This window comes from Ramlibacter sp. (assembly GCF_035548915.1).
In the GTDB taxonomy this organism is placed as follows: Bacteria; Pseudomonadota; Gammaproteobacteria; order Burkholderiales; family Burkholderiaceae_C; genus Ramlibacter.
In genome coordinates, this window is record NZ_DASZSE010000029.1 from 107,277 (window position 1) to 131,178 (window position 23,902).

20 protein-coding genes are annotated in these 23,902 nt (G+C 69.6%); 9 read left to right on the forward strand and 11 right to left on the reverse strand.

The features are described 5' to 3' along the window. Positions 1–25: 25 nt before the first annotated feature. Together VHA82_RS10645 and VHA82_RS10650 are read left to right on the forward strand one after the other, a co-directional pair. Positions 26–1,165: a hypothetical protein gene (locus VHA82_RS10645; protein WP_325543330.1), complete on the forward strand. Its 1,140-nt coding sequence runs from the start codon at positions 26–28 to the stop codon at positions 1,163–1,165. Between the two features lie 150 nt (positions 1,166–1,315). Beyond that, positions 1,316–1,582 carry a hypothetical protein gene (locus tag VHA82_RS10650; protein WP_325543332.1) on the forward strand — a complete coding sequence of 89 codons (267 nt, stop codon included), beginning with the start codon at positions 1,316–1,318 and terminating at the stop codon, positions 1,580–1,582. 52 nt (positions 1,583–1,634) lie between these two features. Here VHA82_RS10650 and VHA82_RS10655 read toward each other — a convergent pair whose 3' ends face one another. From VHA82_RS10655 to gspL, 6 genes are all read right to left on the reverse strand, one after another. Next, a complete protein-coding gene (locus tag VHA82_RS10655; RefSeq protein ID WP_325543334.1) occupies positions 1,635–3,914 on the reverse strand; it encodes a hypothetical protein in 2,280 nt (759 codons plus the stop codon). 104 nt (positions 3,915–4,018) lie between these two features. Further along, on the reverse strand, positions 4,019–5,407 hold the full coding sequence (locus VHA82_RS10660; protein ID WP_325543336.1) for a GspE/PulE family protein: 1,389 nt from the start codon (positions 5,405–5,407) through the stop codon (positions 4,019–4,021). A 14-nt stretch (positions 5,408–5,421) separates the two neighbouring features. Next, positions 5,422–7,557, reverse strand: a complete 2,136-nt coding sequence (gene gspD / locus VHA82_RS10665; RefSeq protein ID WP_414708641.1) for a type II secretion system secretin GspD — start codon at positions 7,555–7,557, stop codon at positions 5,422–5,424. A gap of 16 nt (positions 7,558–7,573) precedes the next feature. After that, on the reverse strand, positions 7,574–8,389 hold the full coding sequence (gspN, locus tag VHA82_RS10670; protein ID WP_325543338.1) for a type II secretion system protein N: 816 nt from the start codon (positions 8,387–8,389) through the stop codon (positions 7,574–7,576). A 14-nt stretch (positions 8,390–8,403) separates the two neighbouring features. Continuing rightward, a complete protein-coding gene (gene gspM, locus VHA82_RS10675) occupies positions 8,404–8,895 on the reverse strand; it encodes a type II secretion system protein GspM (RefSeq protein WP_325543341.1) in 492 nt (163 codons plus the stop codon). After that, a complete protein-coding gene (gene gspL, locus VHA82_RS10680; protein ID WP_325543343.1) occupies positions 8,892–10,094 on the reverse strand; it encodes a type II secretion system protein GspL in 1,203 nt (400 codons plus the stop codon). The genes gspM and gspL overlap by 4 nt, the downstream gene beginning before the upstream one ends. A 387-nt stretch (positions 10,095–10,481) precedes the next feature. Here gspL and VHA82_RS10685 point away from each other — a divergent pair, with 387 nt between their 5' ends. The 7 genes from VHA82_RS10685 to VHA82_RS10715 all read left to right on the forward strand — a co-directional run bounded on the left by VHA82_RS10685 (position 10,482) and on the right by VHA82_RS10715 (position 20,758). After that, positions 10,482–11,558: an ABC transporter substrate-binding protein gene (locus VHA82_RS10685; protein WP_325543345.1), complete on the forward strand. Its 1,077-nt coding sequence runs from the start codon at positions 10,482–10,484 to the stop codon at positions 11,556–11,558. 21 nt (positions 11,559–11,579) lie between these two features. Further along, on the forward strand, positions 11,580–12,338 hold the full coding sequence (locus VHA82_RS10690) for an ABC transporter ATP-binding protein (protein ID WP_325543347.1): 759 nt from the start codon (positions 11,580–11,582) through the stop codon (positions 12,336–12,338). Then, complete coding sequence (locus tag VHA82_RS10695; RefSeq protein ID WP_325543349.1) at positions 12,335–13,051, forward strand: ABC transporter ATP-binding protein; 717 nt, start codon at positions 12,335–12,337, stop codon at positions 13,049–13,051. The genes VHA82_RS10690 and VHA82_RS10695 overlap by 4 nt, the downstream gene beginning before the upstream one ends. 7 nt (positions 13,052–13,058) lie before the next feature. Further along, on the forward strand, positions 13,059–13,931 hold the full coding sequence (locus VHA82_RS10700) for a branched-chain amino acid ABC transporter permease (RefSeq protein ID WP_325543351.1): 873 nt from the start codon (positions 13,059–13,061) through the stop codon (positions 13,929–13,931). Positions 13,932–13,934: 3 nt separating this feature from the next. Continuing rightward, a complete protein-coding gene (locus VHA82_RS10705) occupies positions 13,935–14,933 on the forward strand; it encodes a branched-chain amino acid ABC transporter permease (RefSeq protein WP_325543353.1) in 999 nt (332 codons plus the stop codon). Positions 14,934–15,000: 67 nt separating this feature from the next. After that, positions 15,001–15,405 carry a nuclear transport factor 2 family protein gene (locus VHA82_RS10710; protein ID WP_325543355.1) on the forward strand — a complete coding sequence of 135 codons (405 nt, stop codon included), beginning with the start codon at positions 15,001–15,003 and terminating at the stop codon, positions 15,403–15,405. A gap of 79 nt (positions 15,406–15,484) precedes the next feature. Continuing rightward, complete coding sequence (locus VHA82_RS10715; RefSeq protein WP_325543357.1) at positions 15,485–20,758, forward strand: trifunctional serine/threonine-protein kinase/ATP-binding protein/sensor histidine kinase; 5,274 nt, start codon at positions 15,485–15,487, stop codon at positions 20,756–20,758. Positions 20,759–20,864: 106 nt separating this feature from the next. Here the strand turns inward: VHA82_RS10715 and gspK are convergent, their stop codons facing one another. Genes gspK through gspG form a run of 5 tightly spaced genes read right to left on the reverse strand, consistent with a single transcriptional unit; the run spans position 20,865 to position 23,865 of the window. Further along, a complete protein-coding gene (gene gspK / locus VHA82_RS10720) occupies positions 20,865–21,836 on the reverse strand; it encodes a type II secretion system minor pseudopilin GspK (RefSeq protein WP_325543359.1) in 972 nt (323 codons plus the stop codon). Then, entirely contained in the window at positions 21,833–22,558 is a 726-nt protein-coding gene (locus VHA82_RS10725; RefSeq protein WP_325543361.1) for a PulJ/GspJ family protein, read from the reverse strand. Before VHA82_RS10725 ends, gspK begins: the two co-directional genes overlap by 4 nt. A gap of 14 nt (positions 22,559–22,572) precedes the next feature. Then, the gene (gspI, locus tag VHA82_RS10730; protein ID WP_325543364.1) at positions 22,573–22,950 is read right to left on the reverse strand and encodes a type II secretion system minor pseudopilin GspI; all 378 of its coding nucleotides are present in this window, start codon (positions 22,948–22,950) and stop codon (positions 22,573–22,575) included. 2 nt (positions 22,951–22,952) lie between these two features. Further along, positions 22,953–23,426 (reverse strand): pilus assembly FimT family protein, encoded by a 474-nt coding sequence (locus tag VHA82_RS10735; protein WP_325543366.1) that lies wholly within the window; start codon positions 23,424–23,426, stop codon positions 22,953–22,955. Continuing rightward, positions 23,401–23,865 (reverse strand): type II secretion system major pseudopilin GspG, encoded by a 465-nt coding sequence (gene gspG, locus VHA82_RS10740; RefSeq protein ID WP_325543368.1) that lies wholly within the window; start codon positions 23,863–23,865, stop codon positions 23,401–23,403. The genes VHA82_RS10735 and gspG overlap by 26 nt, the downstream gene beginning before the upstream one ends. Between the last annotated feature and the right edge of the window lie 37 nt (positions 23,866–23,902).

Sequence of the window (23,902 nt, forward strand, 5' to 3'; positions counted from 1 at the left end):
CGGCTCGCGGCCGATACTGCGCCGCATGAGTTTCCACCTGTACGACATCACCGAGCTCTTTTCCAACGCAAGCGGCGCCGTTCAGTTCATCGAGCTGCACGTCGACAATTTCGACGGCGAGAGTTTCTGGGCGGGCCAGAGCATCACCGTGCGCGACGGCGCGACCACGCACACGTTCACGTTCCCCTCGAACCTTCCGAACCAGAACACGGCCAACACGTCGGTGCTGCTCGCGACGCAAGGGTTCGCGGACCTCGGCCTCGTCACGCCGGACTTCATCGTCCCGGCCGGCTTTCTCCTGCTGGAGCCGGGCACGACGGTGAAGGTGAACTACGCCGGCGTCTCGGTGGCCTCCTACACCAACCTCCCCACGGACGGCTTCCATTCGCTCACGGGCGATGCCGTCAGCGCGAGCACCGCGAACCCGACACCGTTCACGACCGTGTCGATCGGCCATCCGAAGGATTTCGCGGGCAACCAGACCGACATGCCGCAGAACCAGAGCATCGTGAACGGCGCGGCGGGCAACGATGCGCTCACGGGCACGGCCGCGTCCGACGAGATGAACGGCTTCGCGGGCAACGACACGCTCTATGGCGGCGTGAGCGGCGGTGACACGTTGAACGGCGGCGACGGCCTCGACTGGGCGATCGTCGGCTCGGGGCTCGCCACAGTGGAAAGCTTCACGCCGGGTCCGACGGCCGTGCTTGGCACGACGCACGGCACGCTCACGATGACGGGCGTGGAGCGCATCGCGCTTACCGATGCCCTCTTCGCCTTCGACACCGGCGTGAACCAGCCGGTGTGGCAGGCCGAGGCGCTGCTCTGGGCCGTGACCGGCGCAGCGCCGTCGCGGGCGCTTCTCAGCCAATGGACGGCCGTCGCGGATCATTCGGCGAACATGGCCGCGCTCGCGCAGACGATGCTCGATACTTACGTGCCGGGGATCCCGAGCGCGCCGTTCGTGCAATTCCTCTATCAGGCGCTCGTGCACCAGACGCCCACGCCCGATCAGGTGCAGCAACTCACCGACCTGATCGGCCCCGGCCGGGTCTTCGCCGACAACGGCGCATTCTTCGCTGCGGTCGCGTCCACCGGCCTGAACACTCAGCACTTCGCCGACTTCGTGGGGACCGTGCAGCAGCTGGACACCGCGTTCTTCTGAGACGAAGCCACAACGGACATCCCAGCTGCGCGGTTTGCGGCCGCGGCCCGGACTCATCGGCAAGCGCCGACGCGCGGGCCCGGCTGCGGCCGACGCGTGCGCGCAGCCGCCGCGCCCAACAATGGGCCTTGACGCCGAGGAGCTCCCATCATGCCCGACGACCCGACACCGCATGGCGGCGAAGTGCTGCATCCGCGGCCCGACCGCGCGAAGATTCCGCAACCCAAGCCGAAGGGCGATGATCCGGAGCCGCGCGTTCAACCCCCGGCGAAGATGAATCCCGAGGCGCCGCAGCCGAGCGAAGCGCCGCCCTCCACGCCGGAGCCCAAGCCGAAGGCGCCGCCCGCCGAGGACGAGCGCGGGCCCCAGGCGCCCGTGGAGCTGCCGGGGCGGTCGGGTCCGCCCGAACGCGTCTGAACCGGCGCGACCGAGTTCAGCGAGGCTACCGCGCCGTCAAGTTCAGGTACGTTCAGGGCAGCTTGTAGGTCTGCAGAAACTTGTTGCCGATCCAGAAGACCGTCCGGCCGTCGCGCGCGATGAAGAGCGTGCCCTGCGCGCTGCAGCCCGCATCGGCCGCGCCGCATTGCGCGGCCGCGGTGCCGATCGCGATCGAGCCGGTCTTCGTCATGGTCGTCGTGCCCGGCACGAGCGCCGTCGTGCTGAAGACGTCGATGCGCTTGAACGAGAACGGCAACGCCGTGCCCGTATAGGCCAGCACCGCGACCTTCGTGCCGTCGGCGCTCAGCGCTGCCGCGCCCCAATGCTCGCCGGCCGCGGGGTCCGGCAGCCGCGCGACGAGTTCGTAGCCGCCGTCGAAGCTGCTGTCGTAGACGCTGAAGCTGCCTTGCGTCAGCACGCGCGAACCGTCGCTCGAGATGCGCACGCCGGAGGCGAGTTCGAGGTCGCCCATCGGCTGCGTCACCGTGCCGTCGCTGGCGTTGTACTGGTGGGCCGAATCGTCCTGCAGCAGCAGCATCGTCTCGCCGTCGGCCGAGGCGACGAAGCCATCGATCGTGCCGATGCCGTTCGCATCGAGCGACAGGAAGCGGTTTGTGCGCGGCTCGAAGTAGCGCAGGCCCGCGGGCAGCCACAAGCGGCCATCCACGGTGGTCGCGAGCGGCTCGCCAAGATTGCTCGCGAACGTGAGTCCGGGCGTGAGCGTCGCGACCTGCTGCATCGTGTCCGGGTTCACTTCCTTCACGAGTCCGGCCAGGACGACGAAAAGACGGCTGCCGTCCGGCGACATGCCGAGCGCGAGCGGGCTCGCGAGCGGCAAGGCGGTCTGCGTCCAGCCGCCGCCGTTGTACTGGTACCGGTAGACCGCGTTTTCCGCGGTGCCCACGGCGAAGATCGCGCCGCGAACCGGATCCTCCAGATAGGAACTCCGGTTGCCGGCGACCGCGAAGCTCGTCGTTACCGCATAGGGCGTCGAGGCCGTGACCTGCAGCGTCGCCGTGGCGGTCGCCATCGATGCCGCATTGCCGATGGCGAGCGTGTAGTTGCCCGCGGCGGGCGGCGTCGCATCGAACGCGAGTTGCGAATCGGACTGCACCTGGACGCTGGAAGCCGCGACGCCGGAAATCGAAGGCGTCGACGCGTACTGCAGGAAGCCCGCGCCGTGGACGACCACGTGCGACAACGAGCCCGCGGGCACGCCGTAAGGCATGGCCGTGTCGAGGTAAGGCAGGCGCTTCGTGAGCGTGACCTGGAACGACGCCGTCGACGCGCCGGGACTCGTGAGCGTCACGGTCGCTGCCTGGATCGAGTAGTTCGCGAGGCTGGCGACCGCGTTCGCATCGAACGTATACGTGAGCGCTGACGGCGTGGTGCCGCTCGGCGTCACCTGCAGCCAGGGCTGCGAGCTCGACGCCATCCAGGTCTGCGCCGTGCCGTCCGCACGGGCGACGCTCACCGATCCGGCGAGCGAGGCGACCGTGGCGGTCGCGTTCAGGGTCTTCGCCTGCGATGCCGGTGCGATGAGGCCCGGCCCGACCGTGAACAGGACGGGGACGCTCTTCGTGGTCGTCGCGCCCCGGATCGGCACGAACTGCAGCGTGACGCCGCCCTGGTAGTTGCCCGCGGCGAGGCTCGCGGCCGACGCGGTGATGCTCACGGTCGACGTGCCCGTGAGCTCGGCACTCAGCCAGGGGGCTCCCTCGTCGACCGAGACGCTGAGCGTGCCTTGCGTGGGCGGAACGGCTGCGTCGAGCGTCGCGTGCTGCATGCCGCCTTCGTACGTGGACATCGAGACCGAATCGACATCGGCGCCGACGAAGCACACGCCCGGCTTCATCACGCAGGTGAAGTCCGCGAGCGAGCCGAGCTGGACCACGCGCCCGCCCGTGGCCGGGCCGAGCGCGAAAAGCGCGATCTCGTTCGATGCCACCGCGACGGCCAGGTAGTTGCCGCTCTGGGGGTAGTAGCGAAACGCGTACGCGCTCTGCACGACCTGAACCTTGCCTTCTTGCGGGAAGAATTCGGGGAAGTGCAGCTCGGCCCAGTCGAATGCTTCGGCGGGAGAGAGGGGCGCGCCCGCGACCGCCGCACGCCGGGGCGGGATCGCCTGCCGCACCGCGTCGACGAGCGCCTGCGGCAGCGCAGTCGCTGCGGCAGGGTTTGCGGCGGTGGCGTTTGCGGCGGCGGCGTTTGCGGCGGGGCCGGATGCCGTGGCGCTGTCGCCGCCGCCGCAGCCGGCCACGAGGATCGCCGCGAGGATGGCCGCGGGCAGCGCGGCAAGCAGACGAAACATCACGAACCCTCCGGAAAACTCGCGGCTGGAAATGCCCGCTTCGTGGGGACGCGTCGCGCGCGCCGTGGGTCAGTATAAATGGCCGCGATTGCGGTGGACCCCACTCAATCCCGTGTCACCCTCAACACCTCTTCGCGTGAAGTCACCCCCGCGCGCGCGAGCCGGTCGCCATCGTCGCGCATCAGCGTCATCCCGCCGGCGAGCGCGGTCTCGCGAATCTGCGCTTCGGCCGCGCGGTTGTGGATCAGCTCGCGAATCTTCTCGTCGGCCACCATCAGCTCGAACACGCCGGTGCGGCCTTGATAGCCCGTGTAGCCGCATTCGTCGCAGCCGGGTCCGCGGCAGTGCGGGCAGAGCTTTCGCACGAGCCGCTGCGCGAGCACGCCCAGCAGCGACGACGACAGCAGGAACGGCTCCACGCCCATGTCGGTGAGCCGCGTGACGGCGCTCGACGCATCGTTCGTGTGCAGCGTGGCGAGCACGAGATGGCCCGTGAGCGACGCCTGGATCGCGATCTGCGCGGTCTCGAAGTCGCGAATCTCGCCGATCATGATGATGTCCGGGTCCTGCCTGAGGATCGCGCGCAGCGCCTTGGCGAAGTCGAGGTCGATCTTCGGGTTCACCTGCGTCTGGCCGACGCCCGGCAGCTCGTACTCGATCGGGTCTTCCACCGTCATGATGTTGCTGCTTGCCGCGTCGAGCCGCTGCAGCGCCGCGTAGAGCGTCGTCGTCTTGCCCGACCCCGTCGGCCCCGTGACGAGGATGATGCCGTGCGGCTGCGCGATGAGCGACTCGAAGCGCGCGAGCGTCGCGCCCGTCATGCCCACCGATTCGAGCGTGAGCCGGCTTTCGCTCTTGTCCAGCAGGCGCAGCACCGCGCGTTCGCCGTGCGCCGAGGGCAGGGTGGACACGCGCACGTCCACGGCGCGCGTGCCGATGCGAAGCGATATGCGGCCGTCTTGCGGCAGGCGCTTCTCGGCGATGTCGAGCTCGGCCATGATCTTCAGGCGCGAGATCAGCGCGGCATGCAGCGCGCGATTGGGCTGCACGACTTCGCGCAGGCTGCCGTCGACGCGGAATCGCACGGACGAATGGCGCTCGTAAGGCTCGATGTGGATGTCGCTCGCGCCGTCGCGCGCGGCCTGCGTGAGAAGCGCGTTGAGCATGCGGATGATGGGCGCGTCATCGCTCGCCTCCAGCAGGTCTTCCACCGCGGGAAGCTCCTGCATGATGCGCGAGAGATCGGCGTCGTTCTGCACTTCGCTCACGACGGTCGCCGCGCTCGACTCGCCCTGCGCGTAGGCCGCGCTGATGCGCTGCGCGAGCGCCGCGGCGTCGAGCTGCTGCACGCTCGCCACCGGAAACTTGCGCAGCACTTCGCTCCATGCCGAAGGCGAGGGCTGCCCGCTCGTCCAGAGCACGAGCTGGCCGGCATCGTCTTCCAGCAGCAGCTGCTGGCTGCGCGCGAAAGCGTACGGCAGCGGGTAGCGCATGATCGAGGCGGACTTCAGCGGGTCGAAGGCGCGGTGAGCGGCGGCACCGGCGCGGTGGGCGCGGGCGGCGTCGTCGTGCCGGGCAAAGTTCGCGGCCGCGTCACGGGCGGCATCACCGCGTTGTCGTTCACGGGCGTGATCGTGCTCGGCCGCGGTTGCGAAGCTTCCTGCTTGGTGCGCATGAGCTCGTAGCGGTCGAGCGAGAGCTCGTCGGTCTGCTCGGCATCGCGCAGCACGACGGGACGCAGGAACACCATGAGATTGGTCTTCTTGCGGCTGCGCGTCTCGGCCTTGAAGAGATTGCCGAGCAGGGGCACGTCGCCGAGTCCCGGCACCTTCTCCACGCTGCCCGCGTAGGTGTCCTGCAGCAAGCCGCCGATCACGACGATGCCGCCGTCTTCCACGAGCACGTTCGATTCGATGGAGCGCTTGTTCGTGATGAGCCCCGTCGCGGAGGTCACGGAGGTCGGGTCGACGCTCGACACCTCCTGGAAGATCTGCATGCGGATCGTGCCGTTCTCGCTGATCTGCGGCTTCACGCGCAGCGTGAGACCCACGTCCTTGCGCTCGATCGTCTGGAACGGATTCACCGTGCCGCCCGTGCCGGTGCCCGTGTTGGAGTACTGGCCCGTCACGAACGGCACGTTCTGGCCGATCACGATCTTGGCTTCCTCGTTGTCCAGCGTGAGCAGGTTGGGGGTGGAGAGGATGTTGCCGTCGCCTTGCGTCTGGATGAAGCGCGCGAGGAAGCCGAGCACGTACTGGCCCGCCACCTTGGTCACCACGCCGAAGTTCACGCCGCTCGAAGGCTTCGACGTGCCCTGGCCCGCGGCCGTGAGCGCGAGGTCGATGATGTTCGCCCCGCCGATCGTGAAATTGGAGCCGAGCACGCCCACGGCGCTGCTGCTCGTGCTGTTGAGCGGTGTTTGCCACTGGATGCCGAATTCGGCGGCGCGGTCCGCATTCACTTCGGCGATCAGGCTTTCCACGTAGACCTGCGCGCGCCGCGAATCGAGCCGGTCGATCACCGCGCGCAACTGGCGGTACTGCGGCTCGGGCGCGGTGATGATGAGCGAGTTGGTCGCCGGATCGGCCTGGATCTGTCCGCCGGTGGAAGGCTGCGCGAGCGCGGCCACGGGGGTCGTGGCGGCACTCGCGCCGGCGGTGGTCGCCGCGATGCCTGCGGTGGTCGCGATGGTGCCGCTGCCGCTCGCGCCGCCACCGCCCGCGCTCGACTGCCCGCCCGCGATCGCGGCACGCAGCACGGTCGCGAGGCGCGTCGCATCGGCGTTTTTCAGGTAGACGACGTAGATGTTGCCGGTGGCGTTCTCCGACGGGGGCCGGTCGAGCTTTTCCACGAGCGAGCGCGCGAGCGCGAGCCGCGCGGGGTTCGCCGCGCGGATGATGATCGAGTTGCTGCGCGGCTCAGCGATGACTGTCGTGCGGAACGACGCGTCGCCGCTCACGATCGGCGCGCCCGGTGCCGCGGCCGTCGCGCCGCTGGATTCCGCAAGACGCTGCACGATCGGTGCGAGGTCGGGTGCCAGCGCGTACTTCAGGTTCACGATCTCGATGTCGGTCGCGTTCGACACGTCGAGCGCCGCGATGATGCGCGCGAGCCGCTGAAGGTTGTCCGCGTAGTCGGTGATCACGAGCGAGTTGTTGCCCGGGTTCACGTTGATCGTGTTGTTCGGGCTGATGAGCGGCCGCAGGATCGGCACGAGGTTGCCCGCGTTCTCGTGATTCAGCCGGAAGATTTCCGTGACGATCTGCGAGCCGCCGACGCCGGAGGGCGCCACGGAGACCGCGCCGCCTTGCAGCTTCGCTTCGGCTTCGGGCACGACCTTCAGGAGGCCGCCCGATTCGACGACCGTGAAGCCGGAAAGACGCAGCGTGGCGAGGAACTGGTTGTACGCCGCGGCGGGCGACACCGGCCGGTCGGTGGAGAGCGTGATCGTGCCCTTCACGCGCGGATCGACCACGATGCTGCGGCCCGTGATCGCGGCCATGGCGCGCGCGACCGCGTCGATTTCCGCGTTGACGAAATTGAGCGTGACCGGCTCGCCCGCGCGCGCTGACTGCGCGGCCGCGGGCCACGTGCAGGCGAGCATCGCGGCAACGAGCGTGGCGGCGGCGAATCGATGGATCATGTCGTGCGGCAAGGTTCTACCCGATGGAAATCATGGAGCGAGGGCCGTTGCGGCGGCCGAGGATGTTCAGCAGGTTTTCGAGCGCGGGCGCGTTCTTCGGTTCCGCGGCGCTCGCTTCGCCCGCGAAGTGCAGGCGTTGCCCGACCCACTGGCCGCTGCCCGTGAGGCGCAACGCGCCTTCCAGCGTATCCAGGCGCACGGTCGGCACAGCGCCGCCTGCGAGCGTGATGCGGTAACTGCCCATGGGCCTCAAGGTCGACAGGCGCGAAGACAGGTTCTGCGCCACCAGCTCGGCCCGCCCGGCGATCGCGAGGCGGCCTTCGACCCATTCTACTGAAAGGGCTTGGGAAGACATGAGCAGTTCGCCTTCGAGTTGCAGCGTGTTCCAGGGCGTGCCGAGCCCCGCGAGCGCGATCGCGGCCACGTGCAGCGTGCCGTCGCCGACTTCGAGCCGCGCGCCGGCGAGGCGGGCGTGCAACCGCACCGGGATCGGCTGCGCGGTGCAGCATGCGGCGGACAACCGCGCGGCCGCGCCGTCGAGGCGCGGGCGAAGTGTCCAGTCGAGGCGTCCGGGCAGGGCCGCCGCATCGGCGCTGCCCGCGCCGCCCGTCATCACGAGTTGCGCGGAGCCGTTCCACACCGTGCCGCGCGGCTCGGCGAGCACGATCTGGCCGCGTGTGGCATGTCGAACGGCCGCGGCGAGCCACTGCGCCGGCGCGAAGAGCAGCGTCGCCGCGAGCACGCCCGCGATGGCGCCGAAGGCGGCCCAGCGAGCGCCGGCCGGTGCGAGCGCCGTGCGTGCCGACCCCGCCGGACGCTTCGTCCGTGCCATGCGCCCTGCGCGCATCACTGGGGCGGCAGGACGAGCACCAGCGTGCCGTCCCACGTCCCCGCGGGATTGCGCTGCAGCTTCGCTTCGGCGGGCAGCGCGTGCGCGTCCACGCGCGCCTGCGCGAGCCACTGCGAGATGGTCTCGGACGCAACGTTCGTCAGGGTCACCGACACCCGGTCGCCCTGGATGCTGTAGCGCGCGCTCGTGGCGAGCTGCTGGCGGATCGCGAGCTCCAGCCGGCGCAGCGCCTCTTCCTGCCCCTGGCGCGGCTGCGACTGCATGGCCCGCGCCTGTGCCTGAAGCGTGGACATCCGCTGCTCCTGCGCATCGAGCGTGCGGTGCTGTGCCTCCGCGCCGCGCAGCACGCGCAGCGCGGGCGCGAAGGCGATCCACCACACGAGCGCCACGCCCACGAGCGCCGACGCGGCCACGACCATGAGCTTCTCGCGCGGTGCGAGCGACTCGAAGCGCGCCGCGAGCGGCGCTGTGAAGTCCGCGATCTTCATGGCGCGCCTTCCTGCGTGAGCACGAGCGTGTCGCCCTGTGGGCTTGCCGCGTAGCCCATGCTCTTCAGGTTGAGCGCGATGGGCCGCAGTTCGACCGGAGACAGGCCCAGCCCGCGCACGCGCAATTCGCCCGGCGCGAAGTCGACGCTGGCGATGCTGCGCCCCGGTGGCGCGGCAAGGGCCAGCGCGGCGAGCATCGCTTCGAGGTCGCGGCCCGACGCCATGCCGGTCGCCTGCCGCAGCGCGGCGGTTTCGCGCTCCATCTGCACTGGCGCATCGACCACCACCTTCACGTTCGGAAAAGTCTGGGTGAGGATGCGCCGGATCGATTCGCGCTGCGCTTCGAGCGCGTTGTGCTCCTTCAGCGCCCAGGCGTTCAGGCCGATCACGTTGAGCGCGACGAGCAGCACCGCGCCCCAGCGCGCGGCGCGCCATTGCGGCGCGCGCAGCAGCTCGACCCAGCCGGAGGCGAGCTTCTTGATCGCGCGCGTGCGCCCCGAACTTGCGAATTCGAACTGCGCGAGGTCCCAGTCCGACTGCGCGGCGGCGAGCCAGCGCTGCGGCGCCTGCAGGATCTCGACCTTGCGGTGCAGGACCTGCTCGGCGAGCGCGGCGACCGCGGGTGCCGCGATGCAGTCGGCTTTCGCCGCGGCAGCCGGCAGCAATCCGATGGACGTTGCGGCAAGCGGCAGCACGAGCACGCCGTCTTCGCCTGCCCACGCGAGCCACGCGTTGTCGGGTTCGCCCATCGCGTGAAGGCGGCCCGCGCCCTCGGGAGCAAGCTCTGGCACGATGCGCATCACCGCGCGGTCGGCGGCTTCGAAAAGTTGCAAGGCGTGGCGCAGCCAAGCGCGGTCGCAGGCCGCGATCCACACGGCGCCGCTTGCGGCGTGGGGCTGCAGCGCGAAGTGCAGCGTGTCGGGCTCGTCCAGCAGCCGCTCTTCCAGCAGGCCTTCGAGCACGCCGCGCAGACGCGGCGAATTCGCGGTGACGCCCTTGGGCAGCTCCACGCGATGCCACGACAGCGCCTGCGCGGGGACGACGGCGACGACTTCCGCGCCTGCGCCGCGCGGCCTGGGCAGCAGCGCGACGGGGGCGCTGCCGTGCTGCTGCATCGTGCGCCGATCGGGGCTCACGACGAAAGCGAACTCGCTGGTCGGGCTCGGCGCCGCGGGCAGCAGGACGATGAGGGAGCTCATGCTGGCGCGGATTTTATGCAGCAATCCTGCTCGGGGTCGCCGAACACGCACACGCACACGATGGCGCGTTGTGGTGTGTCGTTCCGAACGAACACGCGGTAAGGGTTTGTCCTGTGCTCGCGAACGGCGCAAAGTGGCGATTCTGCAAGCGTCAGCACAGCTCGCAATTCACATGCCGACGCCCGCTCGGGATCGAACGCGCTCGGCTCGGAGGCTCCCGCGGACGGTATCCGCATCTGCATTCTTCGTGACAATGCCGGAGGACACGACGCCATGAAAAGACGCCATTTCATCCGAACTCTCGCGGGAGCAGCCGCGGCGGGTGCGGCCGGTTGGGTGCGATCCCAGCCCGCGGCGGCCCCCGGCGTCAGCGCCACTGAAATTCGATTGGGCACGACGACGCCCTTCAGCGGTCCGGCCGCGGCGTACGGCGGCACCACCAAGGCCTTGAACGCCTATTTCGAATCGCTCAACGTCCAAGGCGGCATCAACGGGCGCAAGCTCACAGTCGTCGCGCTCGACGACGGATACAGCCCGCCCAAGGCGCTCGAGCACACGCGCCGCCTCGTGGAGCGGGAGCAGGTTGCCTTCATCGTGATGCCGATCGGCACGCCCACTTGCATGGCGACGCGCAAGTATCTCAACGAGAACGGCGTTCCGCAGCTCTTCATCGGCTCCGGGGCCTCGGTGTGGGACGACGAGGCGGCGACCTATCCGTGGAGCGTGGGCTGGCAGCCCGTGTTCGCCGACGAGGGCCGCGCGATCGCGAAGCACATCCTGAAGACGTTGCCCGCCGCGAAAGTCGCCGTGTTCACGCAGAACGACGATGCCGGGCGAGACCTCTTTCGCGGCCTCGAGGCCGAGTTCAAGGCCGCGGGCAAGCCGCTTGCGGCGCAGGCGACGCACGAGGTGACCGATCCCACCGTCGATTCGCAGATCGTGCGGCTCATGGGCACGGGAGCCGACGTTCTCGTGATGTGGGGGTCTCCCAAGGCCACGCTGCAGACGCTGCGCAAGGCGGGCGATCTGGCATGGCGGCCCCAGATCTACATCAACCAGAATTCCTCCTCTGTGCCCAGCGTCATGGCACCCGCGGGGCCGGACAGGTCCAAAGGCGTGATCAGCGGCGCATTCATCAAGGACGCCGCGGATCCGGCCTGGGCGAAAGACCCGGGGGTGCGGGCATGGAGCGAATTGATGGACAAGTTCAATCCCGGCATGCCGAAGGATTACTTCGCCGCGTACGGCACCTCCATCGCGCAAACGACGGCGCAGGTGCTCAGGCAGTGCGCAGCGGACCTCACTCGCGAGAACGTCATGCGCCAGGCGCGCAGGCTCCATCTTGAACTCCCGATGCTGCTGCCCGGCATCGCCGTGGACACGAACGCTTCCGAGCGGCATCCCGTGCGCGGGCTGCGGATGCAGCAGTTCGACGGATCGAGCTGGAAAGTGCTCCCCGTCTGAGCGAAACGGCTCGCGGCCGGCATGCTTTCGATCCAGGGCCTGGGCGTTCGCTTCGGCGGGGTCGTCGCCCTCGACGATCTTTCGATGGACGTGCCCGAGGGGCGCGTGTTCGGGCTGATCGGCCCGAACGGTGCCGGCAAGACCACGTGCTTCAACTGCGTGACCGGACTCTACCGGCCCACCCAAGGAAAGGTCATGCACGAGGGGCGCGATCTCGCGCGGCTGCCGCGCCACCGGATCGCGCGCATGGGCATCGCGCGCACATTTCAGAACGTCGCGCTTTTCGCCTCGCTCACGGTGAGGGAGAACGTGATGGTGGGCGCTCACGGGAGGCATCCCGCGGGGCTGTGGTCGACGCTCGCGGCAACGCGCGGGGCACGGCGAACGCACGAAGCGATCGAACTCGCGGCCGACGAAGCCCTCGAGGCGACCGGACTGGGCGAGGTTGCGCATCGGGACGTCGGCACGTTGCCGATCGGCATCCAGCACCGTGTGGAGATCGCCCGCGCGATCGCGGCGCGGCCGCGCATTCTCCTGCTCGACGAACCCGCGGCCGGCCTCACGGCCGGCGAGGCCGGCGCGCTCGCGGACACCATCTCGCGGCTGCACCGCGGCATGGGGCTCACCATCTTGCTCGTGGAGCACAACATGCGCTTCGTCATGCGCATCTGCGAGGAGATCGCGGTGCTGAACTTCGGCCGCAAGATCGCGCAGGGGACGCCGCAATCGGTCGCCGAGGACCCCGCGGTGATCGAAGCCTATCTCGGAGCGCGCAGGTGACGCCGCTGCTCAGTGTCGAGGCTCTTCACGTCGGCTACGGGCGCGCGTTCGTCGTGCACGGCATCGGCCTGCACGTCGATCGAGGCGAGATGGTGGCGCTGCTCGGCGCCAACGGCGCGGGCAAGACCGCGACGCTGCGTGCCATCAGCCGCCAGGGCGTGCACTCGCAAGGCGTGGTCCGGTTCGACGGGGCCGATCTCGCGCGACTGGGCGCGGCGGATGTGGCGCGGCTTGGCATCGCCCACGTCCCGGAGGGGCGCGGCACCTTCGGCGACCTGTCGGTGCTGGACAACCTGCGGGTGGGCGCGATCCTGCGCCGGGACGCGCATGGCGTCGCCCGGGACATCGAACGCGTCCACGAGCTCTTTCCCTGCCTCGCGCAGCATTCGTCGCGGCCGGCCGGCGCCCTGAGCGGCGGCGAGCAGCAAATGCTCGCCGTGGGCCGCGCGCTCATGATGCGTCCGCGCCTCATGCTGCTGGACGAGCCTTCCTTCAGCGTCGCGCCCCGCGTATCGCAGGAAATCTACGAATTGCTGGCCCACCTGCGGCGCACCGACGGGCTGACCGCGCTCGTGGTGGAGCAGAACGCCGATCTCGCGCTCTCCTGCGTCGACCGGGCCTATGTGCTGGAAAGCGGCTCCATCACGCTCGCGGGCAGCGCGGCGCGGCTGCGCGACGATCCCGCGATCCGCCAGAGCTACCTCGGGTACTGAGGCGCCCGTGCAGGAGTTTCTTCATCAGGTGGCATCGGGGCTCGCCGCCGGCGGGATCTACGCGAGCCTCGCCATCGCCCTCGTGCTCATCTACCGCACGACCTCCTCGGTGAATTTCGCGCAGGGCGAGCTCGCGATGTTCTCGAGCTACATGGCCTGGTTCCTGGTGCAGCGGGGCCTTGCCTACTGGGTCGCGTTCACGGCGGTCGTGCTGGGCTCGTTCGTGCTCGGCATGATTGTGCAGCGCACGCTGCTCGAGCCACTGCGCGAGAGGCCCCACCTCAGCATCATCGCGGTGAGCGTGGGACTGCTCATCGTCGTCAACAGCATCGCCGGCGCGCTCTTCGGCTACGACCTGAAGGACATCGCCACGCCGTTCGGCCCCTCCTTCGCCTTCGCGCAACCCTACCTGTCGCCGCATCAATGCGGCGTGCTGGCCGTGACGCTCGCCGAACTCGCGGGGACCTATGCGTTCTTCCGGTACACGCGCTTCGGTCTCGCGATGCGCGCCGTGGCCGTGAATCCGAGGTCGGCGCAGCTCGCGGGCATCCGCATCGAATCCGTGCTGGTCCTCAGCTGGGGCCTGGCCGCCGCCGCCGGCGGCGTGGCGGGGATGCTCGCGGCGCCCATCGTGCTGCTGGAGCCTTCGATGATGATGAGCCCCCTCGTCTACGCCCTGGCGGGCGCGCTGCTGGGCGGGATCGCGAATCCCTGGGGCGCGGCCGCGGGCGCCTTTGCCGTGGGCGTGATGGAGAACCTCCTCGGCGCATATGTGGTGGGCGACGAGCTGAAGCTCACCTGCATGATGGTGCTCATCATCTCGGGGCTGGTGCTCTGGCCGGCCGGGCTCTTCGGCCGCCGCTCGGTCACGAGGGCCTGACGCATGACACTTCGCTCCATCGCCGCCCGTGCCGCGAATCCTCGCGCGCGCGCGGCTCGCGCGGCTCGCGCGGCGATGACCGCGGTCGGGGCTGTCGCACTGCTCGCGTTCGCATACCACTGGAAGTCGTATCCGGTGTACCTCCTCACGCAAGTGCTCCTCTGCGGCATGGCCATCATGGGGCTGAACCTGCTGATCGGCTACACCGGGCAGGTCTCGGTCGGCCACGGCGCTTTCTTCGCGCTGGGTGCCTACAGCGTGGCCGTGCTCACGACCGCATGGGGCTGGCCTTATTTCGCGGCGCTGCCCGCGGCGCCTCTGGTCTGTCTTGCCGCGGGCTGGCTATTCGGCTATCCGGCGTTGAGGCTGCCGATGCTGTACCTCGCGCTGTCGACCTTCGCGGTCGCGGTGGTGACGCCTCAGACGCTCAAATGGAAGGGCATCGAATGGCTGACGGGCGGCGTGCAAGGCATCGTGCTTCGCAAGCCGCAATTCCCCGGGCTTGCAGCCGGCAAGACCGAATGGGGCGTGCTCGCCGTGACCACGGTGCTCGCGCTCGGCCTGTTGTGGGCGATGCGGCGAATCGTGCGCAGTCCCTACGGAAGGCTGATCGATGCGTCGCGCGATCACGCACCGGCGGCCGAAGCCTGCGCCGTGGACGTGACGAGCCTGAAGACCCAGATGTTCGGGTTGAGCGCTGCCGCCACGGGCCTTGCCGGAGGACTCGGCGCCATGAGCAGCCGCTTCGTCGCCCCGGAGAGCTACACGCTTTTTCTGTCCATCTCGCTGCTCGTGGGGTCGCTCGTGGGCGGCACGCGCGGTCTCTGGGGCGCCTTCGCCGGCGGCGCATTCATCGTGCTCGTGCCGAATCTGGGCGAGGCCGTGGCGCCTTCGGCGCCCGGCGCCGTTTTCGGGGCGGCGCTCATCCTGGTCGTCTTTCTCGGGCCTTCCTTCACGCGCTGGAGGCGGCGGTGGCTGGCGCCGGCCGCGCAGAGCAGGTGAGGCCGGGTTCCGGGACGCGAGTTTTCATGGGACACTGCGCGGGTGGAGCTTCGTGGAGGACGCGGCGATGAGTGACAGCGCGAACAAGCAGATCGTTCGAAGCTTCTTCGACAACTTCGCGGCCGGCCGAGTCCAGGCCGCGCTGGACCTGATGTCCGAAGAGGCGACCTGGTGGGTCAACGGGCAGCCAGGGCGGTATGCGCTGGCCGGGACGCTCACCAAGGCGCAGTTCGTCGAGCGGCTGCACTGGGTCGAAGCAAGATTCCCAGCGCGGCTGCGCGTGACCGCGACGGGCTGGACCGCGGAGGACGACCGGGTGGCGGTCGAAGCCGAAACGCACGGCGTGACCGCGGACGGCAAGACCTACAACAACCGGATCCACTTCCTTTTCGAGGTGCGCGAAGGGCGGATTCGGGCCGTGCGGGAATACCTCGACACGATGCACGGACAGGAAGTGCTGGCGGGCTCGTAGCCTTCGCGGGGCGCGAGACTCGATTGCGGCATTGCCGGTGCAGGAGTAGGCTCGGCAAGGCCCACACTGCCGAGGTCCGATGTCGCTTCCCTCCAGCGCCCAGCCGAGCGTCGTCATCTACGCCAGCGCAACGACGCGGGTGTTTCGGTTGGGCCACCCGGCCGTTGCGGACAGTCTCATCTGCAAGGAATACCTGGGCCAGCGCGCGAACCAGAGGCTGCGGCACGAACAATCCATGCTCGCGCGCCTCGCCGGAATTCGCGGCGTCGCCGAACTCGTGCCCGAGGGCGCCCGGGGGGACGTCGTGCTGCTGCGTCCGTGCGGCCAGACGAGCCTCGCTCGGGTGCTGCAATCGGGCAGTCTCGATGCCGCCGCACTCCTTGCTCTGGCCATCCCCCTCACGCGGTCGCTCGTGGATGTGCATCGCGCGGGCGTGGTGCATCGCGACATCAACCCCGCCAACATCGTCCTGTCGAGCGCGGGCGAACCGGTGCTGGTCGATTTCGATCTCGCGATTCTCGCCGAACAGAATGTGGCCCTGGTGCGCGACGATCCGATCGTCGGCACGCTCGCGTATCTTGCTCCGGAGCAGACCGGCCGTACCGGGCGGGTTGTGGACCACCGGGCCGACCTGTACGCGCTTGGTGCGACCCTCTACGAGATGGCCACGGGGCGACCCCCATTCGAGGGCATCGACACGCTGCGACTGCTTCACGATCATCTCGTGCGCGAGCCGGTGTCGCCGACCGGGATCGATGCACGCGTGCCCGTGGGGCTTTCGCGCATCGTGCTGCGGCTGCTCGCCAAGGCCCCGGAGCAGCGCTATCAGAGTGCCGAAGGGCTGCTGCACGATCTGCGCCGCCTGAGCGCCGAGCTCGAAAGCGGCGGGGGCGGACATTTCGAGCTCGGCGAACGCGATTTCGCCGCGCGCCTCGCGCCGCCCGAGCGGCTGGTCGGCCGGGAGGCCGAGCTCGCCCGTCTGCGCGCCGCGCTGGCCGAGGCCATGCACACGCCGCGGCGTGCCGTGCTGATCGAAGGGCCGGCCGGGGTGGGCAAGAGCGCGCTCGTAAACGACCTGCGCACCGACATGACGGCCGCCGGCGGCTTGTTCGCCTACGGCAAGTACGACCAGTACCAGAAAGAGGGCGCAACGGTGGGCGCGCTCACGCAAGCCATGCGCGCCCTCGGGCGGCTTTTGCTCGCTCAGCCCGCGCAGCAGCTGACGGCACTGCGCGTGCGCATCCTCGATGCGGTGGGGGCGAACGCGGCCATCTGCACGCGCCTGCCGGAGTTTGGGGTGTTGCTCGGGGAACAGCCGGAAGCTCCGTCAATCGATCCGCAACAAGCCGAACTGCAGCTGCAGCTGCTCACCGTGGACTTGCTGGGCGCCATCGCGTCGCCCGAGCGGCCGGTGGTCATGGTGCTGGACGACCTCCAGTGGGCCGGCGCGATCTCGCTGCGTGCCTTCGAGCGCTTGATGAACGATCCGAGCCTGCGCGGGCTGTTGCTCGTGGGAGTTCATCGAACCGAAGAGGCAGGCCCGGCGGAGTTGCTGCCGGCCAAGCTCGACCAGTGGAGCGCGCAGCCCGAGCCGCCCACACGGATCGCATTGGGGCCGCTCACGCTGCAAGACCTGGGCGAGCTCACGAGCGGCATGTTGCGCCTCGCGCCGCAGCCCGCGCGCGCGCTGGCCGAAGCGGTGAACGCGCTCACCGGCGGCAACCCCTTCGATACCGTGGAGACGCTCAACGCCTTGCGCCGCGAAGGCGTCCTGAGCCTGGACGAGGCGGGCTGGCGATGGGACGAAGCGAAGGTACGCCGCTTCGTGGGGCGCGGCAACGTGGTGGACCTGCTCGCTGCGCGCATCGGCCGGCTCGCCGCGGCCTCGCGCGAGCTTCTGGAGTACATGGCCAGCCTCGGCAATGCGGTCGAATGCCCGCTCCTCGCTGCCGCGATGGGCCTGGACGAGGAGGCGCTTCACGCGCGTCTGCACCCCGCGGTGGAAAATGGACTGCTGGTCACGGACTCGGGCGCCGGGCAGAACACGGTGCGCTTTCGACACGACCGTGTGCAACAGGCCGTGCTCGCCGCGATGGACGACACCCGGCATCGCGAGCTTCACCTGAGCGCGGCGCGGCGGCTCGCGGGCGAAGCCGCGTTTCAGGCCGAGGCGGCCCAGCAGTATCTCGCGTGCACCGGACAGCTGGCCGACCCCATGGAGCAGCGTCGCGCCGCCGAACTCTTCCATGGTCTTGCGCGCACGCTCGTGTCGCGCACCGCGAACTACCTGCTGGCCGAGCGGTATCTGGAGTCGGCCGGGGTGCTGCTCGCCGAGATCGACGACCCCCGCGACGCCCCGCTGCGTCGCGGCATCGATGCCGCGCGCCACAGCGCGCTTTACAGCCTCGGGCGCGTCAGCGAGTCGGACGCCTTGTATGCCGCGCTGCAGGCGCACTCGGCGGACCCGCTGGACCTCGTCGAGCCGACGTGCCTGCAGATGCGAAGCCTGGACATGCGCGGCCGTCTCGAGGATGCCCTGGCGCTGGGACGGCATCAGCTCGCGCAGCTCGGCCTCGGTGTGCCGCGCGACTACGCGAGCCCCGGGCAGGAGCAGCGGCTCGACGGGCTCGGCGAATGGGTCGCCCGGGAAAGCCGCCTCGATTTCTCTGCGCTCGTGCCGATGAGCGAGCCGCGCCTGCTCGGCATCGCGAAGCTGCTCAACCCCATGGTGGCGTCCGCCTACCTGCTGCGCGACATGAATGCGCTCACATGGCTGCTGCTCGAGAGCCAGCGCCTGTGGGCCGAGCACGGCCCGTGCGCGGACCTCGTGGCCTCCATGGCCTATCTGACCAACCTGCTGGCCGTGCGGCGGCAGGACTTCCGCACCGGCTATCGGGTCGTGCGCCACGTGCTGGCCGTGGGGGAGGCGCTCGGCTTCGAGCCGCAGACCACCGAGGCGCGGTACCGGTTCGCCGCTTTCGGCTGCGCATGGTTCGAGCCGCTCGAAAGCGTGTTCGACGGCGTGATGCGCGCCTATCAGGGGTTGCGTTCGGGCGGCGACATCTCGATCGCCTGCTACAGCCACGTCCACGTGTACTGCATCTTCCTGGACATCGCGCCCACGCTCGACGCGGCGGAGGCGGAGGTGGAAGCCGGCCTGGCTCTGTGCCGGCGCACGGGCAACGTCCACGTGGAATCGCTGCATCTTCTCGAGCAGCGCCTTTTGAGAGCGCTCTCCGGACGCACCCTCGCGCCGCACAGCTTGGACGACGCGCAATTCAGCGAACACGAGTTCCTGGCGCGCTTCGGCCATATGTCCTACATCGGCTTCTGGGCGGATTTCAACCATGCGCTGCTTGCGCTGCTCTCGGGCGACGCAGCGGCGCTCGAGCGGCACTCGGCGCGCATGCAGGCCGTCCTGAAGGTTTCCCCCGCGAGCGCCTACCGGACGACCCACGTGCACGCATTCAGCGCGATTGCGCATGCCTGGCGGCTGCGCGAGGGCGGCCTGGACGGTGGCGAAGCGGCTGCCGCGCTGGCCGGTCTGGCGTCGGGCCGCGACTGGCTCGCCGCGCGTGCCGCCGACCAGCCCGACAACTTCCTGCACCTGCTGCGTGTCGTCGAGGCGGAAGAGGCGTGGGCGCGCGGCGATCTGTGGCAAGCGGCCGCGGCATTCGACGCCGCCGTGCTCGAGGCGCGAACCCGCGAACGGCCGTGGCACCGTGCGGTCATCACCGAGCGCGCGGGCTTGTTCTACCTGTCCCGCGGCATGGCGGGGGCGGGCCGGGGCTTGCTTGCGAGCGCACGCGACGAGTACCGCGCCTGGGGCGCCAGAGGCAAAGTCGAGCAGTTGCACGGCAACCATGACTTCCTGCGGTTGACGGATGCGGCCGCACGGGCGACGCGCGCCTCCGGCAGCACGCTGACCGCCTCGAACAGCAACAGCGTGTCGTCCGAAGCGCTGGACCTGATGGGCGTGCTGCGGGCGTCGCAGGCCCTCAGCTCCGAAACCGGGCTGGAGCGCCTGGCCGCCCGCGTGACGGAGGTGCTCGCGGCGCTCAGCGGGGCCACCAAGGTGATGGTGCTTTCACGGCATGACGGCCAGTGGCGGCTGCTCGCACCCGCGTCCGGCGAATCGCCGATTCCGCTCGCGCAGGCCGCCTCGGAAGGGCTGCTGCCGCTGTCGGCCTTCGACTATGCCGACCGCACGGGCGAGGCCCTGGTGGTGGATGACGCTTCGCACGACGACCGCTTCGCGCGCGATCCCTACTTTGCGGGCGCGACGCCCTGTTCGCTACTCGCGGCCCCCATTCAGGGACAGGGCGCGGTCCGTGCGATGGTGATCCTCGAAAATCGCGCGGGCCGCGCCGCTTTCAATGCCCAGCGCCTGGATGCGGTGATGCTGATCGCGGGCCAGCTGGCGGTCTCGCTTGCCAATGCGCAGCTCTACGAGCACCTGGAGCAGCGCGTGCAGGCCCGGACGCGCGAACTGGAGCACATGCAGGCGCAGCTCGTTGCCACCGCCCGGCGCGCCGGCATGGCGGAAATCGCGAACAACGTCCTGCACAACGTGGGCAACGTGCTCAACAGCCTCACCGTTTCGGTGAGCATGCTGCGGCGCCAGGTCGAGCACTCGCGCATCGAGGGGCTCGGCCGCGCGGTGCCTCTCCTCGAGCAGCACGCGGACGACCTGAGTGGCTTCGTGCAGCGCGACCCGAGAGGCAGAACCCTCATCGACTACCTGAGCAAGCTCTCGCTCGCCCTGCAGGACGAGCGGCGCGAGGCGCTCGCCGACATCGAGCGGCTCGCGCGCAGCGTGGAGCACATCGCCTACGTCGTGGCCACCCAGCAATCCCGCTCGGGCCCGATGATCGTGAAGGAGGTCGTGCAGCCCGAAGAGGTGCTGGAGGAGGCATTGCAGGTCGGCGCCGAGGCGATCGCGCGGTGCGGCGCCGAAGTGGTGCGGCGCTACGGCGACGTCCCGGCCATGGCGGTGGATCGGCAGCGGCTGCTGCAGGTGCTCGTCAACGTGATCGGCAATGCGGCGCAAGCCATGGAGACGATGCCGCCGGACTCGCGCGAACTCACGCTCGTCACCGCCCTCGTGGATGGCGAAGCGGGGGAGAGGCTCTTGCGAATCTCGGTGGAGGATCGGGGCGAGGGCATTGCCGCGGAGAACCTCGGGCGGCTTTTCGCCCACGGCTTCAGCACGCGCAAGAACGGCCACGGTTTCGGCCTGCATAGCAGCGCGCTCGCGGCGATGGAGATGGGCGGACGGATCACGGCCCGCAGTGACGGTCCGGGGCGCGGGGCCGTATTCTCGCTGGAGCTGCCGGTGGCGCCGTCCGCCTGAAGAACCGGCGAGCCGCGATCGCGCGGCTCGCCGACCGCGAGGGCGCAGCCCGCGAGAAGAGCATCGCCGGGCCCGCCGACCGCGCCGGTTTTTTCCCGTCGCCCGTTCAGCGTCCGTTCATTGCCGCCCTGGAAAGCGCCGTCGGATCCACCACGCCGCGTTCGCGCCACACCGTCCGCACTTCGATCCCATCGCGCCGCACGAGCGAGCGCTCCTCCATCATCGATTCACCGAGGCGCAAGCGCCCGCGCACTTCGAAGAACCGCGACGTCGTGCCCACGCTGTCGCTCGAAAGCGCATCCGGATTGCTCACGAATTGCGCCGCGTCGCCCGGCACCCTGAAGGGCGTTCGGTCTCGCTCGGCAACGAGACGCTGCGCATCGGCCAGGCTGATGCCCGGCAACGCCGCATAGATCACCTCGGCGGGCGCCGTGTTCAGGTTCACGCGCGTCGCGGCCTCGGGCAGGATGGTCACGAAAGGCTGCAGCGCCGCCACCGTGGAGAGCGACAGCCCGAGCCACGCGAGCTGCTCCACCTTCTGCGGCATCAGCGCGGCCTGCGATGCGGAGCGGTTGTCCGTGCTGATGTCGGATGCGAATCGCAGGTTCTCCGCCATGCGGTTCAGCTCCGCCTGCGGCAGCCCGAGCAGATCGAAGAGCCGCACGAACATCGCAAGCGACGGATCGTGAATGCTTCCCGAACGCGCGATGTTCGATACGTTCAGCAGCGACTGCTCGTCGATCACCTGGCCAGAAAGGAAAGTGTTGTCGGCTTCGGTGTCGGCCGTGGCGGACTTGTCCGCCGCGAGGAACGTCGAGAGGCGCGCTTCCTGCAGCGGCACGGCCCACGGCTCACCGAGATGGTCCGGGCCACCCGAGCGCGCGTCCTCGCGCAGGATGAGGCGCGCCCAGTCGAGCGCGCCCGTCAGGATCCAGCTCGATTGCACGCGCGCGCGCTCGGCGCTTTCCACTTCCACGCCGCGCCACTGCTGCCAGAGCGACGCCGCGGCGAACGTCGCCACCAGCGCCACGGTGAGCATCGCCACCAGCAGCGCGGCACCGCGTTCGCGCGCCTTCACGACTTGCCTCCGCCCACGACGGGATTCACCCAGTCGCGCGTGATGATGCCCGCGAGCGCGCCGCCGGGCGGCAGATCGAGCACGAGCCGCACGCCGTCGGGCAGACCCGACGTGTTCGCGGCGGGCGCTGGAATGACCGGCGTGCCGGGGGGGTTCTGCGCGACTGTCCCTTCGGCCGCGCTCGATTGCGGATTCGTCCACGCGTCGGCGCGGTAGTAGAAGATTTGCCAGTCGGTGAGCGGCGCGACCGCCACCTCGAGCCGGCGCTGCTCGTCCGACGGATTGCCGGCCCACAGGTCGGCCTGCTGCCACGCGGCTTCCACGTCGCCGCGCGTGTAGAGCGCGGGCGACTGCCAGCGCAGCCACTGGCCGCCGCGCCGCGTCCAGCCCACCACGTGCACGCCGTCGGTGGGTGTGGCCGTGCCCTTGCGCGTCATGCGCAGCACGCGGCCGTTCCAGTCGAGCGCGGTGATCTGCGGCATCTGCACGATGGCATCGAGGTCGGCGCTCCATTGCGCGAGCCCCGTCTGCAATGCGAGCACGCCGTCCGCGTGCTGCGCCGTGATCTCCTGCGCGCGGCTCATGCCGTCGAGGCCGCGCCAGCTCAGGACGGCAAGCAGCGCGAGCGCGGCGAGCGCGACGAGCAGTTCGATGAGAGTAAAGCCCGACGCCGCGGCGAAGTGCCGCGTGTCGCGTTCCCCGGATTGCCGCCTCCGCGGCAACGACCGCGGGGCCGTCAAAACCGCCCCACCACGGTGGACAGCCGCAGGATGGGCGACGTGCCGTCGAACACCTGCGCGTCGACGCGCCGGAAGCTCGGGTTGGGCGTCGGCGTGACGGACAGATGCACGTTGAAATCCTGCCCGGCCTGCCGGCAAGGGTTGTCGCTGTCGCCCACGTCGGGCATCTGCTTGGCGAGCCGCACCTTCACGAGTTCGTTTTCCGCGCAGATGTGCGCGAGCAGCACATCCGACTGGCGATGCGCGTTGTTCGTGAGCGCCGCGGTCGCCTGCAAGCCGGCGAGCAGCGCGATCGCGACGATGCCGAGCGCCACCAGCACTTCGATCAGCGTGAAGCCGAGCGGCAAACGGCGTGCGGCCCGGGCCTTTGGCATGCTCACTGTCTTTCGCCGACCGCGAACGGCCGCAGGCCGTCGGTCGCGACGCGGATGCTGCGGTCGGGCGCGGCCGTGGACGTGATCACCACAGCCTGCGGACCGATGATCGGTTCCGGCCCCAGCACGAGAACGGGTGTGCCTTCCACCAGCGTTTGCGGCGAGAGCCATTGCTGCGGCATCGGCTTGTCCGGCAGGCCGTCGAAGCGGAAGCCTCCCGCGCTCGGATACCAGCGCACCGGCACACCGAGCGTGCGCGACTGCTCGCGCGCCGACTCGAGCAGCGCCGCGAGGCGCAGTCCCTCGCGCTCGAGCTGCGTGGCTTCGCTGTCGCGCAGCGCGAAGCTCACGCCGGCCGTGGCGAACGCGATGATCGCGACCACGACCAGAAGTTCGATCAGCGTGAAGCCCGGCGACGAGCGCCCCGTCGTCCAGCGGCTCGTACGGCCGCTATTGCCAGGACCCGACGTCCGCATTCACACCCTCGCCGCCGGACTGTCCATCGGCGCCGAACGACATCACGTCCACGTCGCCTTTCAGGCCCGGGTTGAGGTACTGGTAGGGCCGCCCCCAGGGATCGTTGGGGAGCTTCTCGAGATAGCGCTTCCAGTTGGCCGGCACGGGCGGGCCCGCGGGCTTGTTCACGAGCGCCTGCAGGCCCTGCTCGGTCGTGGGGTACACGTGGTTGTCGAGCTTGTAGAGCTTGAGGGCCTGCATGAGGTTGTTCACGTCGGTGCGCGCGGCCGTCACGCGCGCCTCCTCGGCGCGATCGAGCACGTTGGGAACGATGAGCGCGGCAAGCACGCCGATGATGACGAGCACCACCATGAGCTCGATCAGCGTGAAGCCGCCGGCGGATCGGCGCGCGTCCCCCGAAATGGCGCGGACTCGTTGCGGGCGGGAAGAAGACTTCATGAGGACGGGCATTCGATTCGCTTCAATGATAATCGCC

What these genes read in the sequence shown, in the direction of transcription:
- VHA82_RS10645 (WP_325543330.1), top strand. Translation starts at nt 26, where the DNA reads ATGAGTTTCCACCTGTACGACATCACCGAGCTCTTTTCCAACGCAAGC.
- VHA82_RS10650 (WP_325543332.1), top strand. Translation starts at nt 1,316, where the DNA reads ATGCCCGACGACCCGACACCGCATGGCGGCGAAGTGCTGCATCCGCGG.
- VHA82_RS10655 (WP_325543334.1), bottom strand. Translation starts at nt 3,914, where the DNA reads ATGTTTCGTCTGCTTGCCGCGCTGCCCGCGGCCATCCTCGCGGCGATC.
- VHA82_RS10660 (WP_325543336.1), bottom strand. Translation starts at nt 5,407, where the DNA reads ATGCGCTACCCGCTGCCGTACGCTTTCGCGCGCAGCCAGCAGCTGCTG.
- gspD (WP_414708641.1), bottom strand. Translation starts at nt 7,557, where the DNA reads ATGATCCATCGATTCGCCGCCGCCACGCTCGTTGCCGCGATGCTCGCC.
- gspN (WP_325543338.1), bottom strand. Translation starts at nt 8,389, where the DNA reads ATGGCACGGACGAAGCGTCCGGCGGGGTCGGCACGCACGGCGCTCGCA.
- gspM (WP_325543341.1), bottom strand. Translation starts at nt 8,895, where the DNA reads ATGAAGATCGCGGACTTCACAGCGCCGCTCGCGGCGCGCTTCGAGTCG.
- gspL (WP_325543343.1), bottom strand. Translation starts at nt 10,094, where the DNA reads ATGAGCTCCCTCATCGTCCTGCTGCCCGCGGCGCCGAGCCCGACCAGC.
- VHA82_RS10690 (WP_325543347.1), top strand. Translation starts at nt 11,580, where the DNA reads ATGCTTTCGATCCAGGGCCTGGGCGTTCGCTTCGGCGGGGTCGTCGCC.
- VHA82_RS10705 (WP_325543353.1), top strand. Translation starts at nt 13,935, where the DNA reads ATGACACTTCGCTCCATCGCCGCCCGTGCCGCGAATCCTCGCGCGCGC.
- VHA82_RS10710 (WP_325543355.1), top strand. Translation starts at nt 15,001, where the DNA reads ATGAGTGACAGCGCGAACAAGCAGATCGTTCGAAGCTTCTTCGACAAC.
- VHA82_RS10715 (WP_325543357.1), top strand. Translation starts at nt 15,485, where the DNA reads ATGTCGCTTCCCTCCAGCGCCCAGCCGAGCGTCGTCATCTACGCCAGC.
- gspI (WP_325543364.1), bottom strand. Translation starts at nt 22,950, where the DNA reads ATGCCAAAGGCCCGGGCCGCACGCCGTTTGCCGCTCGGCTTCACGCTG.
- VHA82_RS10735 (WP_325543366.1), bottom strand. Translation starts at nt 23,426, where the DNA reads ATGCGGACGTCGGGTCCTGGCAATAGCGGCCGTACGAGCCGCTGGACG.
- gspG (WP_325543368.1), bottom strand. Translation starts at nt 23,865, where the DNA reads ATGAAGTCTTCTTCCCGCCCGCAACGAGTCCGCGCCATTTCGGGGGAC.